The organism is Butyricicoccus sp. Marseille-Q5471 (assembly GCF_951230135.1).
In the GTDB taxonomy this organism is placed as follows: Bacteria; Bacillota; Clostridia; order Oscillospirales; family Butyricicoccaceae; genus Agathobaculum.
Genome location: NZ_CATNVC010000012.1, coordinates 42170 through 58906 on the forward strand (window position 1 = coordinate 42170; position 16737 = coordinate 58906).

17 protein-coding genes are annotated in these 16737 nt (G+C 53.3%); 16 read left to right on the top strand and 1 reads right to left on the bottom strand.

Going from position 1 to position 16737, the window contains the following annotated elements; all coding sequences use genetic code 11:
* Positions 1-23 precede the first annotated feature (23 nt).
* The 16 genes from QOX26_RS11690 (at position 24) to QOX26_RS11765 (ending at position 15445) form a co-directional block, all read left to right on the top strand.
* Positions 24-1355, top strand: coding sequence for a glucose-6-phosphate isomerase (locus QOX26_RS11690; protein ID WP_283675160.1), 1332 nt, complete (start codon positions 24-26; stop codon positions 1353-1355).
* 80 nt (positions 1356-1435) lie between these two features.
* The gene (locus QOX26_RS11695) at positions 1436-1888 is read left to right on the top strand and encodes a nucleoside 2-deoxyribosyltransferase (protein ID WP_283675161.1); all 453 of its coding nucleotides are present in this window, start codon (positions 1436-1438) and stop codon (positions 1886-1888) included.
* A gap of 38 nt (positions 1889-1926) precedes the next feature.
* On the top strand, positions 1927-2295 hold the full coding sequence (locus tag QOX26_RS11700; protein WP_283675162.1) for a putative ABC transporter permease: 369 nt from the start codon (positions 1927-1929) through the stop codon (positions 2293-2295).
* A 37-nt stretch (positions 2296-2332) separates the two neighbouring features.
* The gene (locus tag QOX26_RS11705; protein WP_283675163.1) at positions 2333-3133 is read left to right on the top strand and encodes a type III pantothenate kinase; all 801 of its coding nucleotides are present in this window, start codon (positions 2333-2335) and stop codon (positions 3131-3133) included.
* Between the two features lie 60 nt (positions 3134-3193).
* On the top strand, positions 3194-3844 hold the full coding sequence (locus tag QOX26_RS11710; protein WP_283675164.1) for an ECF transporter S component: 651 nt from the start codon (positions 3194-3196) through the stop codon (positions 3842-3844).
* A gap of 256 nt (positions 3845-4100) precedes the next feature.
* Complete coding sequence (gene spoIVB / locus QOX26_RS11715) at positions 4101-5114, top strand: SpoIVB peptidase (RefSeq protein WP_283675165.1); 1014 nt, start codon at positions 4101-4103, stop codon at positions 5112-5114.
* 151 nt (positions 5115-5265) lie between these two features.
* A complete protein-coding gene (gene spo0A / locus QOX26_RS11720) occupies positions 5266-6024 on the top strand; it encodes a sporulation transcription factor Spo0A (RefSeq protein WP_331488483.1) in 759 nt (252 codons plus the stop codon).
* A gap of 126 nt (positions 6025-6150) precedes the next feature.
* Complete coding sequence (gene polA / locus QOX26_RS11725) at positions 6151-8784, top strand: DNA polymerase I (protein WP_283675166.1); 2634 nt, start codon at positions 6151-6153, stop codon at positions 8782-8784.
* A gap of 11 nt (positions 8785-8795) precedes the next feature.
* The gene (locus QOX26_RS11730) at positions 8796-9227 is read left to right on the top strand and encodes a low molecular weight protein arginine phosphatase (protein WP_283675167.1); all 432 of its coding nucleotides are present in this window, start codon (positions 8796-8798) and stop codon (positions 9225-9227) included.
* Complete coding sequence (gene rimI, locus QOX26_RS11735; protein WP_283675168.1) at positions 9224-9658, top strand: ribosomal protein S18-alanine N-acetyltransferase; 435 nt, start codon at positions 9224-9226, stop codon at positions 9656-9658. The genes QOX26_RS11730 and rimI overlap by 4 nt, the downstream gene beginning before the upstream one ends.
* Positions 9640-10107 carry a GNAT family N-acetyltransferase gene (locus tag QOX26_RS11740; RefSeq protein WP_283675169.1) on the top strand — a complete coding sequence of 156 codons (468 nt, stop codon included), beginning with the start codon at positions 9640-9642 and terminating at the stop codon, positions 10105-10107. Before rimI ends, QOX26_RS11740 begins: the two co-directional genes overlap by 19 nt.
* 11 nt (positions 10108-10118) lie before the next feature.
* A complete protein-coding gene (locus QOX26_RS11745) occupies positions 10119-10322 on the top strand; it encodes a hypothetical protein (protein ID WP_283675170.1) in 204 nt (67 codons plus the stop codon).
* Positions 10323-10331: 9 nt separating this feature from the next.
* Complete coding sequence (gene tsaD, locus QOX26_RS11750; protein WP_283675171.1) at positions 10332-11357, top strand: tRNA (adenosine(37)-N6)-threonylcarbamoyltransferase complex transferase subunit TsaD; 1026 nt, start codon at positions 10332-10334, stop codon at positions 11355-11357.
* Positions 11358-11571: 214 nt separating this feature from the next.
* On the top strand, positions 11572-13494 hold the full coding sequence (locus QOX26_RS11755) for an aconitate hydratase (protein WP_283675172.1): 1923 nt from the start codon (positions 11572-11574) through the stop codon (positions 13492-13494).
* Between the two features lie 99 nt (positions 13495-13593).
* Complete coding sequence (locus tag QOX26_RS11760; protein ID WP_283675173.1) at positions 13594-14751, top strand: isocitrate/isopropylmalate family dehydrogenase; 1158 nt, start codon at positions 13594-13596, stop codon at positions 14749-14751.
* A 43-nt stretch (positions 14752-14794) separates the two neighbouring features.
* The gene (locus tag QOX26_RS11765) at positions 14795-15445 is read left to right on the top strand and encodes a redox-sensing transcriptional repressor Rex (protein ID WP_283675174.1); all 651 of its coding nucleotides are present in this window, start codon (positions 14795-14797) and stop codon (positions 15443-15445) included.
* Positions 15446-15486: 41 nt separating this feature from the next.
* On the opposite strand, the gene metA is transcribed toward QOX26_RS11765, so the two are convergent.
* Positions 15487-16401 carry a homoserine O-acetyltransferase MetA gene (gene metA, locus QOX26_RS11770; protein WP_283675175.1) on the bottom strand — a complete coding sequence of 305 codons (915 nt, stop codon included), beginning with the start codon at positions 16399-16401 and terminating at the stop codon, positions 15487-15489.
* Between the last annotated feature and the right edge of the window lie 336 nt (positions 16402-16737).

Genomic DNA, 16737 nt, shown 5'->3' on the forward strand with positions numbered 1-16737 from the left:
GTTGAAAAAGGGCGGAGATTACAATGGCAGTCAATCTGAAAATGACAGGTTTGTCCGGGTTTGTTCATGAGGACGAGCTGGTAAATATGAAGCCTATGCTCCAGACCGCGCAGCAGATGCTGTATGATGGCTCGGGCGCCGGCAACGACTTCCTCGGGTGGGTAGAGCTTCCCAATCGGTATGATCGGAGCGAATTTGATCGCATTAAGCAGGCCGCGAAAAAGATTCAGTCCACGTGCGATGTGCTGGTGGTAATCGGCATCGGTGGCTCATATCTCGGCGCGCGTGCGGCGATTGAGTTTGTCAACGGCCAGATGTATAACGGCGTACGCCCTGCGGGTATCCCGGAGGTGTATTTCGTCGGCAACAACATCTCCTCGTCTTATCTCAATGATGTCATTCAAATTATCGGTGAGCGGGACTTCGGCGTCAACGTGATTTCCAAATCCGGTACGACGACCGAACCCGCAATCGCATTTCGCATTTTCAAAAAACTGCTCGAGCAGAAATATGGTAAGGCCGGCGCAAAGGAGCGTATTTTCGCCACGACCGACAAGGAGCGCGGCGCGCTCAAAAAGCTCGCGGATGATGAGGGGTATGAGACCTTCGTCGTGCCGGATGACGTAGGCGGCCGTTTTTCCGTGCTGACCGCGGTCGGACTGCTGCCGATGGCGGCGGCCGGTGTGGATGTTGATGCCGCAATGCAGGGCGCAGCCGATGCGTACAAGGCATTTGCGGACGGCATCGACCATGACTGTGCACGGTATGCGGCTTTGCGCAATATCCTCGGTCGGGGGGGCAAGGAACTAGAGATTCTTGTTAACTATGATCCGTCCCTGGTGATGCTGGGCGAGTGGTTCAAGCAGCTGTTTGATGAGTCGGAGGGTAAGGATCATAAGGGCATTTTTGCAATGTCCGCAAACTTTTCGACCGATTTGCACTCGATTGGTCAGTTCATTCAGGACGGTACCCGCAACCTGTTTGAGACGGTGGTCTGGGTCAAGGAGCCGCGTTCCGAGAGTATCATCGAGGAGACGGAAGTGGATATGGACGGTCTGAATTACCTAGCGGGAAAAAGTGTTCAGTTTGTCAATTCCAAAGCGTATCAGGGCACCCTGATGGCGCATATGGACGGTGGTACGCCGAATATTATCTTGGAAATCGACAGGGCGGATGCATGGCACTTTGGCTACCTGGTCTATTTCTTTGAAAAGGCCTGCGGCATTTCGGGCTATCTGCTGGGGGTAAACCCCTTTAATCAGCCGGGGGTCGAGGCGTACAAGAAGAATATGTTTGCGTTGCTCGGAAAACCCGGTTATGAGGAGCGCCGCAAAGAATTGGAAGCAAGACTATAAAAAGCTGCTGCAAGGGCGGGGGTATACCCCCGCCCTTTTTTTGAAAAAAGAAAAATGAAACAGTGCATGAAGGAGTTTCTATGAAGAGAATTTATCTTGCGGGATTTGAGGTGTTTGCCCCCGATGCGGTGCAGCGCGGCGCAAAAATGAAAATGATGTGTGCGGAGCGCGGTTTCGTCGGCCTATATCCGTTTGACAATGAGGCGGATACTGCGGCGGATATTTTTACCGGAAATTGCAAATTAATTGATCAGGCCGATATTGTGATTGCAAATCTCAATCCGTTTCGCGGCGATGAGCCGGACAGCGGCACGTGTTTTGAGGTTGGGTATGCCTTCGCAAAGGGTAAAACCGTTTACGGATATGTATCGGACGGGAGAACCATGCAGGAAAGGCTTGGAACAATAGACAAGAATGGCTTTGCAATTGAAAATTTTGGGCACCCAATCAATCTGATGCTCGCCTGCGCCGCGACTATCGTCGAGGGAGACTTTGCCGCAGCGCTTTCCAGATGTGCGGCCGAACAGGCATAAATCAAAAGGAAATAGACAAAATAAGTTTCGGTGATTGAATGAAAAAACAAACAGCGGGACTTTTTGCATTGGGAGCGGCCGGATACGCCGCAATTGAAATTTTATGGCGAGGCTATACCCACTGGACGATGGCGCTGACCGGTGGCACAGTTTTGGTTGCACTGGATCGGCTGCGCCGACAGGTGCGCGAGGAAAAACCAGTGGCGCGCTGTGCCGCAGGGGCGATACTCATAACGACAGCTGAATTTGTGGTCGGGTGTACAGTAAATCGTCATTACGAGTTGGCTGTCTGGGACTACTCGGATGAGCGCTTTAATGTCAAAGGACAAATCTGTGCCAAGTATGCGCTGCTATGGCTTTTGCTATGCGCACCCGTCATGCTGCCGAAACAGCAAAATAACTCTTGAAAACAGGGCTCATATCCCGTATAATGTCCTTGGCAATATGCCGGAAAAGAGGGTTCAAACCATGCTGATTGCAGTGAATGCAGGGAATAGCCACGTTGCTTTGGGCGGTTATGAGGAAGACGAGCAGGTATTCGCCGCTTCCATCGCGACCGATCCCAAGCAGACGGGAGATTTCTACGCAGTTGCGCTGCAGCAGATTTTTGCACTGCATGGTGTAAACACCAATCAGATTCATGGCGCAATCATCAGCTCGGTCGTACCGACGATGACACCGGTGCTTGAGGGGGCGCTGAAGCTGCTGGGCGTGCAGCATGTTCTTGCTGTGTCGAGCGGACTCAAAACCGGACTCAACATTCGGTCCGAACAGCCGCGGCAAATCGGTTCGGATCGCGTAGCATGCGCAGTGGCGGCACGTGCAAAGGGCAAGCTGCCCTGCGTGGTCGTCAGCTTCGGTACGGCGACCACCTTCACGGTGCTGGATCAATCCGGCGCACTGATCGGTTCAGCGATTACAGCGGGCGTACGGCTGTCTCTGGCAGCTCTGCATGAGCAGGCGGCACAGCTGCCCGAGGTCGCAATCGATGCGGTTGACAACGGCGTTCTGGCGCGCAACACGGTGGATGCGATTGGGGTCGGCGTTGTAGTTGGCGCGGCTGTCATGGTGGACGGGATGATTGAGCGGTTTGCCGAAGCGCTGGGAGAACGGCCGAATGTCGTTGTCACCGGCGGGGCAGCTCCGCTTGTTACGCCACATCTGCGCACGCCGCACGCGTATGACGAGAGTCTGGTGCTTGACGGCCTGCATCTGATCTGGAAGAAGAACCGCGCTGAACGGTAAATTGCCAAAAAACAGCCCTGTACCCGACGAAAGGGCGGGACGGGAGCAGGAGGAATTTACATGCAAACATCCAAAAAGAAAGACATCCGTTATCTGACGCAGCTGGCGCTGCTCATCGGTATCGTCATCGTGCTGGCAAATACGCCGCTAGGCATGATACAACTGCCGATTATCAAAGCAACTACCATTCATATTCCGGTCATTCTGGGCGCGATTTTATTAGGCCCTGCAGCTGGTGCGATTCTGGGCGCGACCTTCGGCATTTGCAGCTTGGTATCGAATACCATTGCGCCGACGCTGCTGTCCTTTGCTTTCTCGCCCTTCATGTCGACAACCGGCTTGTCCGGCGCGGTAAAGGCACTTTGGATTTCTGTGGGTTGCCGCGTGCTGATTGGCGTGGCCGCGGGATGGCTGTGGATTGCGCTGAAAAAGCTGAAGTGGAACGATTTGGCGGCGCTGCCGTTGGTCGGCTTTGTGGGATCAATGGTCAATACCGTATGCGTAATGGGCAGCATCTACGTCCTGTTCGCCCAACAGTATGCGCAGGCGAAAGACGTTGCGCTGACCGCGGTATTCGGCCTTGTCATGGGCACGGTTACAGCGTCCGGCATTCCGGAGGCAATCGCAGCGGCGGTGCTCGTTGCAGTGATTGGCAAGGCGCTGCTGGCAGTGCTGCGCAAGAACGGCCGAATGGTGATAGAAACGGTCTAACATAAAAAGCAAAAAAGAGACTGCGGCAGCGCAGTCTCTTTTTTATCACTACAAATCAATGTAAAAGCAGGTAACATATAAAAAAACGGTGAAATTCTTCGCATGTCTGCGAAGAAAAGCACCGTTTTCGGTCGGATGGGTAAAATTCACGGGTGAAAGGACTGCGAACTCCGCCAGAAAAACCAAGGGAATAGCAAAGGTTCACAGGCGTGTGCCGCCGCAAATGAGACAAAGTAAGTGCGGAGGTGATAACGGCGTGAAACAACGAATGCAAAAGCGTATCGCAATTTCTCTGTTTCTGGTTCTTAGCATGCTCTTCACAGCACAGGCCACCGACATCACATCACTCATTCCGATCGGTCATACGGTCGGTATCAAAATGACATCCGAAGGCGTCCTCGTCGTGCGGCTCAATGAGGTCACGACGTCAAACGGTTCGGCATGTCCCGCTCGTGACGCAGGCGTAGAAGAAGGCGACATGATCGTTAAAGTAAACGGTCAGGAGGTCGACTCCAATGATTCCCTGCAAAAGCAAATCGCGCTTTCAGCCGGCAACCCTGTGACACTGTCTGTTGTGCGAAACGGCAGTGAGCAAACCATTACGGCCACCCCTTGCGCCGACGAGAACGGCGTATTTCGCATTGGCGTGCTGGCGCGAGACAGTATGGCCGGTATTGGCACGCTGACCTATGTAGACCCGGAGACGGGCGCGTATGGCTCATTGGGTCATGGTATCTGCGAAAGTGAGACAGGCGTCCTGCTGCCGTTGAAGGAAGGCGGACTGCTGTATTCCACAGTGGGCTCCGTTCAGAAGGGTAAGGTCGGCGAACCCGGTGCGCTGCAGGGTGAATTTGATGTCGAGCGCTCCGTTGGTACGGTAACGGAAAACACGCAAAGCGGTATTTTCGGTACGTTGTCCGATTCCTCAATGTATGCATCACTGGAGTCAGTCCCTGTTGCATCAAGTGATGAAATTAAGCTGGGCAGCGCAGAAATTATGGCAAATATTGAAGGTGACAGCGTTAAAAAATACGCAGTGGAAGTCGTCAAGCTATATCCGGAGGATGATGAGTACGGCCGCGGCATGATGCTCCGCGTAACCGATGAAACTCTGATTGCAAAAACCGGTGGTATTGTACAGGGTATGAGTGGTAGTCCTGTGCTGCAAAATGGCAAAATCATCGGTGCGGTTACGCACGTTTTAGTCAACGATCCGACCTGCGGTTATGCAATTGATATCCAGAAAATGCTCGACGAAATGGAAAATTAAGTATAAACTGTCGAAGAATGTCGAATCCTACCGTCCGAAACTTCAACTCTTTTCCGACAAAGTACTTGCATTTACTGTAAGTATATGGTAAATTTAAGGAGCAAATAAATAGAGAGCAAAAATTACGTCGGTTAAGAGAGGTTTTGACATCATGGAACAGAAAGTAAAGATTTTGCTCGCAGACAGCGACAGCGAATTCTGTGCGAGCGTGGCAGAAGCAATTTCTGAGACTGAGGATTTGGAACTGGTTGGAATTGCAGAAGACGGAGCAAAGGCATTGACTGCTGTCAATGAACTGAAACCAGATCTTTTGCTCATTGATTTGGTGCTGCCGATGATTGACGGGCTGATGGTGGTCAGCAAGTTACAGCAGCAGAAGGCAAGTGTCCCGACTTTTGTTCTTTCGGCTTTCGCAAGTCCTCAAGCCGGTGCAGAATGCACAGCGTTGGGCGTGGCTGCGTTCCTGCGCAAGCCAATTGAGCTTTCCTCCCTGTGTGATCGCATTCGGATGTGGAATCAGGGCAAGAAGCAGGCAGAGTCCAAGGGAGAATCTCTGGCGTTGGAAGTTCGGGTAACCGACGTGATTCATCAGGTTGGCGTTCCGGCGCACATCAAGGGATATCAGTACCTGCGTGAAGCGATTATGATGGCTGTGGAAGATATGGAGGCCGTCGGCGCGATTACGAAGATTCTATATCCATCTATCGCAAAGAAGTTTAAAACAACCTCATCTCGAGTGGAACGCGCCATTCGCCATGCAATTGAAGTGGCATGGGACCGCGGCGATCTGGAAACTCTGCAATCGTATTTTGGGTATACGGTTTCAGGTGTCAAGGGTAAGCCGACAAACAGCGAATTTATCTCGATGATTGCCGACCGCCTGCGTCTCCAGATGCGCTTCGGCTCCTGAGTTTTTACAGCATATGCAGTCGATTGGACGGGGCTCACGCCCCGTCCTTATTTTGTCTGGAAATTACCTCGGTAATAGGATATAATATAATTTATGAAAATTATGTAGAATTATGAGGATGCTTCGATGAAGATTATGGTGATTGACGGCAACAGCATATTGAACCGTGCGTTTTATGGGGTGCGGCAGCTGTCTAACCACGAAGGCCTGCCGACCAATGCGATTTACGGCTTTCTGGCGACGTTTTTCAAGCTGCAGGACGATGAAAAGCCTGACCGCACGATTGTATGCTTTGATGTGCGGGAAAAGACCTTTCGCCATCTGAAGTTTGACACGTATAAAGCGACACGCAAGGGAATGCCCGATGAACTGGCCGCGCAGCTGCCGGTTGTAAAGGAAGTGCTCGATGCGATGGGCATTGTGCGCTGCGAACAGGCAGGCTACGAGGCGGATGACCTGATTGGCACCATCAGCCGTAAAGCGGACGAAAACGGGGATGCTTGTGTCGTCGTTACCGGTGATCGGGACAGCCTGCAGCTGATTGGCGGCGGCACGACCGTGCGGCTCGTTTCCAGCAAAATGGGGCAGACGATATATGATGTGTTTGACACCGAAAAATTCCGTGAGAAATATGGCTTTGATCCGCTGCGGCTCATCGATCTTAAGGCTCTGATGGGGGATTCGTCCGACAATATTCCGGGCGTTCCGGGTATTGGCGAAAAGACCGCAATGACCCTGCTGCATGAGTTCGGCACGCTGGACGGCGTATATGAAAACCTTGAGGATGAGAAGATTAAAAAGGGCGCGCGGGAAAAGCTGCGTGCGGGGGAGCAATCGGCGCGGGACAGCTACTGGCTTGCAACCATTGACCGCAGTGTGCCGATGGAGCTTGATGTTGCCAATCTGCCGGATGAATTTATTGATGAAGAATCGCTGTATCAGCTGCTGACACGTTTGGAGTTTAAGAATTTCATCAAAAAGCTGGGTCTGTCGGCAGAAGCCGCCGCACCCGTGCTGCCGGAAGTACGCGCAGAGGAAATCACGACTGCTGCTGCGGCCTTTGCGCTGCTCGATCAATTGACGAATGAAGAGCGATGCTTTGGCATCGTCGCGGAAACGCTGGGAGCGGTTTGCCTGCTCAGCGGGGAAACCGCGGCGGTACTGGTGGAGGACAGCTTTGCGACAGAGGATTGGGAGACAATTCTTACGCGGTTGTTTGACGGCTCGATTTCTTTGGTATTGCACGATGCGAAACCGATTATGGTCGCTCTGATTGAGTACGGGATTGAAAAGCGCATGGTGGAATTTGACACTTGCCTTGCCGCTTATCTGCTCGATCCCACACAGTCGGGTTACGATTTGCACCGCGTGGCACTTGCCTATCTCAACACCGAACTGCCTGCGCTGAATTTGGCAAGTGATGATGCGTTTTCACCGCTTGGCGGACGCGACAAGACGGTCGCAGCATTGGCTGCACATGCGAATGCAGTGCGCGGTATCTATGAAGAATCTGCGGCAAAACTGGAAGAACTCGACATGCATCAGCTGTATTTTGAAATTGAACTGCCGCTGATGCACGTGCTGGCGGAAATGGAAGCGCGTGGCTGTGCTGTTGCACCAAATCAGCTGCGTGCTTTCGGAGAGCAGCTCGACACGCGCATTACCGAATTGGTCGCGCTGATTTATGAGGATGCGGGCGGGGAGTTCAACATCAACTCTCCCAAGCAGCTCGGAGAACTGCTTTTTGAAAAGCTTGGTCTGCCGGCGCAGAAGAAAACAAAAACAGGATATTCCACCAATGTTGACGTACTCGAAAAACTGACGGATGCACACCCGATTATTCCGCGCATTCTGGAGTACCGCACGTTGACAAAACTTAAGAGCACCTATGTGGACGGACTTTTGAAGGTCATTAGTCCGCGGGATGGACGCATTCACTCTCATTTTCAGCAGACAGTGACTGCGACCGGACGGTTATCCTCGACCGACCCGAACCTGCAGAATATCCCGGTGCGTACCGAACTCGGCCGAGAACTGCGCCGGATGTTTGTAGCCTGTGACGAGGAGCATATCCTGGTCGATGCGGACTATTCGCAGATTGAACTGCGCGTACTGGCTCACATCTCTCGGGATGCGGCAATGATTGAAGCATTCCGACAGGGGCAGGATATTCATGCGGCAACCGCAGCAAAGGTTTATCATGTGCCGATTGAGGATGTAACGGCGCAGATGCGTTCTTCGTGCAAGGCGGTCAATTTTGGCATCGTCTATGGCATTTCCGATTTTTCCCTGGCACAAGACATCGGTGTGACGCGCAAGCAGGCAGGGGAGTTTATCCGCTCCTATCTTGCAACCTATCCGGGGGTTGCTAATTATATGGATACCATCAAGGCGAGCGCCAAGGAAAAGGGCTATGTGGAAACGCTGTTCGGCCGTCGTCGTGCATTGCCGGAACTGCAGAGCAAAAACTTCAATATTCGCTCGTTTGGTGAACGCGTGGCGATGAACACGCCAATTCAAGGTACGGCTGCGGACATCATAAAAATCGCTATGGTGCGTGTGCATGACCGTTTGGAACGCGAAAACCTGCAAAGTCGCATGATTTTGCAGGTGCATGACGAACTGATTCTGGAAGCCCCCATTAGTGAGCAGGAATATGCAATGCAACTGCTGCGGGAAGAGATGGAAGCCGCATTCCAAATGGACGCGCCGCTGCTTGCCGAAGCTAAGGCCGGACACAGCTGGTATGACGCGAAATAAGGTGAAAAGCAATGGATGAAATTTTATTTTTATGTACGGGAAATACCTGCCGCAGCCCGATGGCTGAGGGACTATTCCGCGCACACGGCGGGGAGGAAAAGACAGGCCTGCAAGCGGCCTCAGCCGGACTGTTTACGCAGGATGGCTTGCCCGCTTCTCCGAACGCGCTCGTTGCGGCGGCTGAGCTGGGAGCAGACTTGTCCGCACACCGGTCGAGCATGCTCACAGCTGAGCATGCTCGTGCCGCGCACTATCTGGTCTGCATGACCGGTGCACACTACGACCGTGTGTGCGAGCTCTTTCCGGACTGTGAAAGCAAGCTGTTTACCCTGCTGCCGTCAGATATTCCCGATCCCTTCGGCGGAGATCTGGAAACCTATCGCCGCGCCGCGTTGCAGATTGATCAAGGGGTGCAGTCAGTGATTGAAAGGCTGAGCAAATGACCATTGTGGACATGGCAGAGCGGCATCTCGCGGCGCTCGCTGAAATTGAAAAGGCCTGTTTTCATGCACCGTGGAGCGAAAATGCACTGCGTGAGGAACTGGGAAAGGGCCTTTTCCTTGTTGCCGAGCGGGACGCAACAGCGGTCGGCTATGTAGGCTGCCAGACGGTGCTTGATGAAGGCTATATTACCAATGTTGCTGTGACGCCTGAAGCGCGGCGGCAGGGCGTAGGTCGTGCGCTGCTGCATGAACTGGCCGAGCGGGTAAAAGCGGAAAAACTCGCATTTGTGACGCTTGAAGTGCGGCGCTCCAACGCAGCGGCGATTGCGCTTTATGAAAGTATGAACTATGAACCGGTCGGCACAAGAAAGAACTTTTACGAAAATCCGACGGAAGACGCGGTGTTAATGACATGGAAGTTAAATTTGTAAACGAGAATGACAAAACGCTGGTGCAGCTTTCCGGCGAACTGGATCAATTTTATTTTGACCGTTTCGGTAAGGACTATCTCGAATACCAGCCGCATAATCAACTGACTGGACTCGCAGGTGCGGCGGTTGCATACGAAAACGGAGAACCCTGCGGGTGCTGCTGTTGGCGTGCATTAGACGCGGTGACGGCGGAAATCAAGCGGGTTTTTGTACGACCCGAAGCGCGGCGAAACGGAGCGGCACGCAGTTTGCTTGAGGCCATTGAAGCACACGCCGCCGCAAGCGGTTGCCATCGCGCGGTGCTGGAAACGGCAAAGGACACGCCGGACGCAGTTGCGTTTTATCATAGAATCGGATATACGGTACTGCCGGAGGGCTTTGGTCCGTATATGGGTGATGCAAACTGCATCTGCTTTGAAAAAACGATTTCTGACGGAACGATGCGATAGGTGTAAAGAAAATGACGGGTATATGGATTATTGTCACCATCTTATCCTGCTTTGGGATATCGTTCTCACTGGCGGACATGATGCGTGCCGTGCATGACGGCAAAGACACTGATCCGGCTGCACGCAAGCTGGCGGTTTGCATCATTCTGCTGGCGGCATGTTTGCTTGGGGCGGTTCTGATGCTAGTGTTTGCAAGTGGACCGGATATGGATTGAGGTAAAACAATGAGGATATTGAGCATTGAGTCCTCCTGCGACGAGACGGCGGCGGCTGTTATTGAGGACGGAAGAAAAATTTTATCGAGCGTGGTCGATACACAGATTGAGACACATGCGCTGTACGGCGGCGTCGTGCCGGAGATTGCGTCCCGTCGGCACATGGAGGCGGTTGTTCGCGTGACCGAGCGGGCGCTCGCGGATGCCGGAATGGAGAAACAGGAGGTTGACGCGGTTGCCGCGACCTGTGCACCCGGCCTGATTGGGGCATTGTTGGTTGGCGCGAATTTTGGCAAGGCACTGGCAATGTCGCTTGGCAAGCCGTTTGTGCCGGTACATCATATCCGTGGTCATATTGCGGCGGCCTATCTTGCCTGCCCCGATTTGAAGCCGCCGTTTTTGACGCTGATTGCGTCGGGCGGACACAGCCAAATCGTCCTGGTGCGTGATTATACCGAGTTTGAAATTCTCGGCGGCACGCGCGATGATGCGGCAGGGGAGGCGTTTGACAAGGTGGCGCGCGTGCTGGGTGTCGGCTATCCCGGCGGCCCGAAGATTGACAAGCTGGCGCAGACGGGCGACGCGGCCAAATACAAGCTGCCTGATTCACATATCAAGGATGCGCCGCTTGATTTTTCCTTTTCGGGACTCAAAACAGCGGTCATCAATCTCGCGCACAACGCCGAGCAAAAGGGTGAAGCGATTGACAGAGAGGCTCTTGCGGCTTGTTTTTGTCATGCGGTCGTCAAAACGTTGGTGCCGCGGCTTGCGCTTGCGATAGAGCAAACCGGCGCGAAGCAGGTCGTCTGCGCGGGCGGCGTGGCGGCAAATTCGTTCCTTCGTGCGGCGCTGGAAGACCTTGCGGAGCGTGTGGGCGTAGCGCTCTATCTGCCGCCGCTTTCACTGTGCGGAGATAATGCCGCGATGATCGGCAGTCAGGCATATTTTGAATTTCTTGCAGGAAACACCGGCTCTGCCTTGCAAAATGCTTTTGCAACTGCTGAGATCGGCGAGAATATTTGTGAAAAGAGATAGGCAAAAAGGTCTTTCCAAACTTACGATTATGCGGTAAAATAGAAGTGGTTTCTTGTCTTAAAGAAGCCGCTTCTGTTTGTTTTTAAGGGCACGGCGTAAAACATTGGGTTTTGTGCCGTGGAGAAGGCTGTGGAAGCCGCAACTTTTCCCGTTTGCAATGAGCGGGAACGGCGCGTTCATGCGCCGTAGGTTTTTGAAGGAGTGTTTGCAGCACATGGGTATGACAATTGCGCAAAAAATTCTGTCCGCACATCTGGTGGACGGTGAAATGGTCGTGGGTCAGGAAATTGGCCTCAAAATCGATCAGACGCTGACGCAGGATGCAACGGGCACCATGGCCTATCTTCAGTTTGAGGCTATGGGTGTCGATCAGGTTAAGACCGAGCGTTCGGTTGCCTACATCGACCACAATACCCTGCAGTCCGGCTTCGAAAACGCGGACGACCACAAATATATCGGTTCGGTCGCGAAGAAGCACGGCATTTATTATTCCAAGGCCGGCAACGGCATCTGCCATCAGGTACATCTGGAGCGCTTCGGTGCGCCGGGCAAAACACTGATCGGCTCGGATTCCCACACCCCGACGGGCGGCGGCATCGGTATGCTGGCGTTCGGTGCGGGCGGACTCGACGTTGCGGTCGCGATGGGCGGCGGCGCGTATTACATCCCGACCCCGAAGATGGTTCGCGTCAACCTTGTGGGCAAACTCAGCCCTTGGGTTGCGGCCAAGGACGTGATTCTCGACGTACTGCGTCAGATGACCGTTAAGGGCGGCGTAGGCAAGATTGTCGAATACGCGGGTGAGGGTGTTCGGACGCTTTCTGTACCCGAGCGTGCGACGATTACCAACATGGGCGCGGAACTGGGTGCAACCACCTCGATTTTCCCGTCCGACGAAGTTACCAAGGCATTCCTTGAAGCACAGGGTCGCGGCGATGTTTGGGTAGAGCTGTCATCCGACGCAGACGCGCAGTACGATGAGGAATACACGGTAGATTTGACGGCGCTTGCACCGCTGGCCGCGATGCCGCACATGCCTGATAACGTCAAGGCAGTCGATGAAATCGGTGAAATCAAGGTGAATCAGTGCTGCATCGGTTCGTGCACCAACTCGTCCTATTACGATATGATGAAGGTTGCCGCGATTCTCAAGGGCAAGACTGTACATCCTGACGTTTCGCTGACCATCTCTCCCGGCTCCAAGCAGGTGTTTGATATGCTCGCCAAGAACGGTGCATTGTCCGACATCATTGCTGCCGGCGCGCGCATTCTGGAATGCGCCTGCGGCCCCTGCATCGGCATGGGTCAGTCGCCGGAGTCCGGCGGCGTTAGCCTGCGTACCTTCAACCGCAACTTTGAAGGTCGCTCCGGCACGCAGGATGCACAGATTTATCTGGTTTCGCCCGAAGTGGCTGCGGCTTCTGCGCTGACAGGCGTGCTGACCGATCCCCGCACCTTGGGCGATGCGCCGGAAATTGTGATGCCTGAGCACTTCGACATCAACGACAACCTGATTGTCAAGCCTGCTGCCGACCCGTCCGCGGTTGACGTGGTGCGCGGCCCGAACATCAAGCCCTTCCCGCTGGGTCAGGCGCTTGAAGCGGCATACACCGGTAAGGTTGTACTCAAGACGGAGGACAATATCACCACCGACCACATTCTGCCGGCCGGCGCAAAGCTGCTGCCGTACCGTTCGAATGTGCCGTATTATTCGAATTACTGCTTCATCAACGTTGATCCTGCGTTCCCGGCGCGCTGCAAGGAGCAGAACGGCGGTGTCATCGTCGGCGGTGCAAACTACGGCCAGGGCTCTTCGCGTGAGCATGCGGCGCTTGTTCCGCTGTACCTCGGCGTGAAGGCGGTGCTGTGCAAGTCCTTCGCACGTATCCATAAGGCCAATCTGGTCAACTCCGGTATCATTCCGCTGACCTTTGCTGATCCTGCGGATTATGATGCAGTGAATCTGCTGGATGAGATTTCTCTTCCCAATGTGCTGGAGGAAATTAAGAACGGCTCGCAGGTCACCGTTAAGTGCGGCGGCAAGACGTTTATGGCGGACTGCGACGTTTCGACCCGTCAGCGCGGCGCGCTGATTGCGGGCGGTACGCTCAATTTCGCCAAGCAGCAGGCCAAGTAAACAATACGGTCAGAGAGGACAATTTGTGCCCTCTCTGACTGTTTTCTTGACAGATGATGAAAAAGTTGTTAAAATAATATCAAATCAGGAGGGTGACATATGTCTATCGATCAGTCCATCATGGAAAAGTTCGAAAAAATCATTGAGAGCCAGCAGAAGCGCATCGCCGATATGAAGGCGCAGGGTGACTTTGTTGACTATCAGAAGCTGGATAAGATTATCATCGGCGTGTGCGGCGGCGACGGCATCGGTCCGATGATTACCGGCATGGCGCAGCACGCACTGGAAGTACTGCTGGCTGAAAAGGTCAAGGAGGGCAAGGTTGAGTTCCGCGTAATCGATGGCCTGACCATCGAGCGCCGCGCCGAACTGGGCTGCGCGATTCCGCCCGATACGCTGGAAGAGCTCAAAAAGTGCCATGTAATCCTCAAGGGACCGACCACGACCCCACGCAAGGGCGATCCGTGGCCGAACGTGGAGTCTGCAAACGTTGCAATGCGCAAGGCACTTGATTTGTTTGCGAACGTTCGTCCTGTCAAGGTGCCGGAACTGGGCATCGACTGGACCTTCTACCGTGAGAACACCGAGGGCGGCTATGCTGTCGGTTCGCAGGGCGTGCAGGTGGCGGACGATCTGTTCATTGACTTCACGGTAGCGACCGCGCAGGGCTGTGAGCGTATTGCGCGTCTGGCATTCGATTATGCTGCCAAGACCGGCAAGAACCGCGTATCCTGCGTTACCAAGGCAAATATCATCAAGACAACTGACGGCAAGTTCCTCGATACCTGCCAGAAGGTTGCCGCGGAGTACCCGGATGTTGTATTTGACGACTGGTACATTGATATCATGACGGCAAAGCTGCTCGACGAGAAACGTCGCCGTGACTTTAAGGTCGTGGTATTGCCCAACCTTTACGGCGACATCATCACCGATGAGGCGGCCGAGATTCAGGGCGGCGTCGGCACCGCAGGTTCTGCCAATATCGGCAAGCGCTATGCAATGTTTGAAGCCATTCACGGTTCTGCGCCTCGTATGGTGCAGGAAGGCCGCGACAAGTTCGCAGATCCGTCTTCGGTACTGCGTGCTTCTGTCATGCTGCTCGAGCACATCGGCGAGATTGAGCTGGCAAGCAAACTGGATCGCGCGCTTGATATCTGCATGTTTGAAAAGAAGAAGTATGTGCTTACCGGCCGCGATACAGGCGCGACCGCGCAGGAGTTTACCGACTACGTGCTGGAGACCATTGCAGCGCTGTAAGGAAACAAGCCTGAGAAGAGAGAAGAAGAGAGGGAAAATGCCTGTGGAACGCAAGCAATTAGTATCAAAAGCGGTAATCCAGCGCATGCCCCGCTATTATCGGAATATTTGTGAACTGAGAGCCGAGGGCGTGCAGCGGATTTCGTCGCGCGCATTGGCTGAGCGCATGGGACTGACCGCCTCACAGATCCGTCAGGATTTTAACTGCTTTGGTGGATTTGGACAGCAGGGTTATGGCTATAACGTGGATAAACTGCAGGATGAACTGGGTTCTATCCTCGGTTTGCGCGCGGGTCACACGGCTGTTCTGGTCGGCGCGGGCAATTTAGGCCGCGCACTACTCAATAACTTTGATTTTTCGGCGAGTGGATTCCGGCTACTCTGTGCGTTTGACGCAAATGCAGAGCTGGTTGGGCAGAAATTCGGCGGCCATGAGATTTGCAATACAGCCGATCTCTACGATTTTGTTCGACGGGAGAGACCGGATGTAGCGATTTTAACGCTGTCGCGCCGTCATGCGCCCGATATTGCACGTGCATTGGTCGACTGCGGCATCAGAGGGTTGTGGAATTTTACCGGCGAGGATCTCCATCTGGAAGGACTGGGCATACCGGTGGAAAACGTGCACCTGTCCGACAGTATGATGATGCTGTGCCATATGGTGATCCAAGACGAAGAATTGAGCGAAGATTAAATAAAAAAAGAAGCTGTTACACGGAGCAACAGCTTCTTTTTTTATATTTTGTCGATTTTATAGGGGGTAGTTTGATAGACGTAGTAGTTGAGCCAGTTCGTATAGAACAGATGGGCATGTGCTTTCCACGTGGTTTCAATCTCGTTTGCAGGGTCGTCATTGCGGAAGTAGTGGCGAGGAACATGAGGATCCAAACCCCTGGCCAAATCGCGCTCGTACTCGAGCTTGAGGGTGTCTGTATCATATTCAGAATGTCCGAGCACAAAAATCTGACGTCCGTATTTCGCTTCGACGATATAAACGCCGGCCTCATTGGATTCGGCCAGAAGACGCAGACGGCTGTCCTTGCGGATGTCCTCGGCGCGCACCTCGGTATGCCGTGAATGCGGCGCCCAAAAGATATCGTCAAAGCCACGCAGCAGAGGCTCCTTGGGGGTCAGCACATGATGACGGAAGATGCCGGACATTTTCTGCCCCAATGCATATTTCGGCACGCCGTAATGATAATACAGTCCGGCCTGTGCGCCCCAGCAGATGTGCAGGGTCGAGTGTACGTGCTGCTTGGTCCATTCCATGATTTCACACAGCTCAGGCCAATAATCTACCTCTTCAAAAGGCATGTTTTCCACCGGAGCACCCGTGATGATAAAACCGTCATATTTCTGATCGCGGATGTCATCGAAGGTCTTGTAGAAGGTAAGCAGATGATCCTCTGGCGTATTCTTGGATTGATAGCTCTTGGTTTGGATTAAATCCACCTCGATCTGCAGCGGCGTATTGGAAAGACAGCGTAAAATCTGCGTCTCGGTTACGATTTTGAGCGGCATCAAATTGAGTAAGCCGATGCGCAGCGGGCGAATATCCTGCGAAAGCGCACGGTGCTCGGTCATGACAAAGATATTTTCGCCCTCCAACACGGCGCGTGCGGGCAGGCTGTCGGCAATTTTGATAGGCAAGCCGATACCTCCTTTATAAGTGAGTCATTTATGATTGCATTATATCAGAAAATCAGATGATTCACAAGGAAAGTATCAGTGGAATATTCACCGAATTGTGTTACGCACCTGCATATTCTTTTCTCCCGCTTTTGTGGTCTACTTTGGGTGAACTGATTTGCTAACTTCGTATTAAAATGAACAAAATCAAAAAAGCGCGAAAAACCTCGAGAAAACCGTTGACAAGCATAGGTGGGGTGTGGTATTCTAACTAAGCTGTCTTTTGAGGCGGCGGCCAAGCGGAAAAGCGGATACGGCGAGAACAAAAAACTTCTCCGGAAGCTGAAAAAAGTTCTT